Annotated in this window: 3 protein-coding genes and 1 pseudogene; 2 read left to right on the forward strand and 2 right to left on the reverse strand. The window is 41.9% G+C overall.

Translation table 11 applies throughout. The features are described from left to right. The coding region (locus PX636_RS18430; protein WP_288118216.1) for a hypothetical protein at positions 1-245 on the forward strand (245 nt) is incomplete at its 5' end. Between the two features lie 259 nt (positions 246-504). Here PX636_RS18430 and PX636_RS18435 read toward each other — a convergent pair. Further along, positions 505-921 carry a hypothetical protein gene (locus tag PX636_RS18435; protein WP_002800709.1) on the reverse strand — a complete coding sequence of 139 codons (417 nt, stop codon included), beginning with the start codon at positions 919-921 and terminating at the stop codon, positions 505-507. Between the two features lie 61 nt (positions 922-982). On the opposite strand from PX636_RS18435, the pseudogene PX636_RS18440 reads away from it, so the two are divergent. Beyond that, a pseudogene (locus PX636_RS18440) lies at positions 983-1093 on the forward strand (protein translocase subunit SecF); the annotation flags it as partial. Here PX636_RS18440 and PX636_RS18445 read toward each other — a convergent pair. Further along, entirely contained in the window at positions 1090-1413 is a 324-nt protein-coding gene (locus tag PX636_RS18445; RefSeq protein WP_002752110.1) for a helix-turn-helix domain-containing protein, read from the reverse strand. The pseudogene PX636_RS18440 and the gene PX636_RS18445 overlap by 4 nt on opposite strands. Between the last annotated feature and the right edge of the window lie 256 nt (positions 1414-1669).

Below are 1669 nucleotides of genomic sequence, written 5' to 3' on the forward strand. Positions count from 1 at the left end.
TGAAAGCAAAACTGTATGATGGAATTGTAACATTAGTAGATATTAGTGCTGATTTTGGTGAGCGTCTTATTCCCAAAGGAACAGAAGGTAGTATTATTGAATGCTATGAAAATCCTGAAGGTTACGCCGTTGATTTAGGGATTCCTGATGATAGTTCAGTAACGGGTTATAATTATGAAAATGTTATTCTCTATCCCGAACAATTTATCGTCATCAATCCCATTAGCCAAACGGCTGCCGTCTAGATTCTGGGGTTGATCATTGTGCATAATTCATATAGTGTCGATCGGTAACATTATAGTAGGTTAGCGTATAGGTTGGGTTGAGGAACGAAACCCAACACAACCAACAGTTACTTTTTTTAACGTCAAATCAACTACTAAGCTACCAACAAAAATGTGCCATTTTAATTAACTTTTCTCAGAGGACAAAACCATGAAACTACCTAAATCCCAAAATCTGTTAATTGCTTCCTTATTAGAATTCTCAAAGCTTTTCACTAGGTCATATCCTTAATCCAAAAACACGCCGAGTATCAAATTGAAGCATGACCCAAAGAATGGCAATCCCGATCGCTACTCCAAAAATAGCCGGGAGATTACCCGTGAAGATCCAAATAACATTTAAAAGCAAGCCGATTGCTTGAGTAACTACCGTGCCATACCAAGCCCACTTCTGAATTGAGAATAAACCAATACTGGAGGCAAATTGGACAATGCTAAGCGAAGAAAGTAGTAAAGCGAGTAAAAATCCGATAAATGACAATATGGCCGCGTCTGAAGTATTTCCAGCCAACAGTCCACCAAGGATCGCTCCACCAAACATTAGAAGTAAACCTGCTATGACACCAAACAGAGAAAAGATAAGCTGGATCACAGCGACGACTATAACACTCTGAGGGAGTCTTTTACGAGGTTCCATAATTTCCCCTTAAACTTCTGAAGGACATATCAAGTTTATACCACATCGATCGCTGTCAACAGCTTTAATTATTGGTTTCGTAGCCGGGGCCTATTCGAGTATTTTTATCGCTAGTACCCTACTAGCTTGGTGGCGCAGTCGTTCCCATCGACCCACACTCAATTACAGTTAGGATGCCATTGGTGAAGAATCAGTGGTTCTTGGATGGGTCGTAATAGTAATTTCAACCTGTTGATTGAGACGACCCAAAATTGAGATCAAACGGTCAATAGTAAAGCGTCCCAAATTAGCACGGCGAATCTGGACAAATTCACTGTGATTAATTCCAGTTCGCACTTGAGCATCGCGGGTTGATAAGTCTTCCTTCTCCAGAACCTTGATAATTTCAGCAGCAAGCAGTGCTTTCGCTTGTCGCACGTCCGCATCTACATCGCCAAAATCGCGGTACACATTCCCGCTACCTTGTACCAGTTCAAATTGTTCTTCACTCATGAGAGTTCCTCCTTCAATCCCTTGAGCCGTGCTTTGATAAGTAGTCGTGCAAAATTAATTTCCTAGTCGAGACTCCGAGACTCCGAGACTCCGAGACTCCGAGACAGGAGACTCCGAGACTCCGAGACTCCGAGACGGGAGACTCCGAGACAGCTATTAGGGATCGGATTTGAGTTTTCAGTTCACTGTTTCCTCACACCAGAAGTCTGACGGAGTAGTGGCTTAGATGTGTAATTAATTTTGCTTAGGTACTTAA

Origin of the sequence: Microcystis sp. M53598_WE2, from assembly GCF_030067735.1 — a bacterium.
Taxonomy (GTDB): Bacteria; Cyanobacteriota; Cyanobacteriia; order Cyanobacteriales; family Microcystaceae; genus Microcystis; species Microcystis aeruginosa.

Bases quoted from the DNA above. Each gene is read 5' to 3' on its own strand.
- PX636_RS18435 (WP_002800709.1), bottom strand. From the start codon at position 921: ATGGAACCTCGTAAAAGACTCCCTCAGAGTGTTATAGTCGTCGCTGTG.
- PX636_RS18445 (WP_002752110.1), bottom strand. From the start codon at position 1,413: ATGAGTGAAGAACAATTTGAACTGGTACAAGGTAGCGGGAATGTGTAC.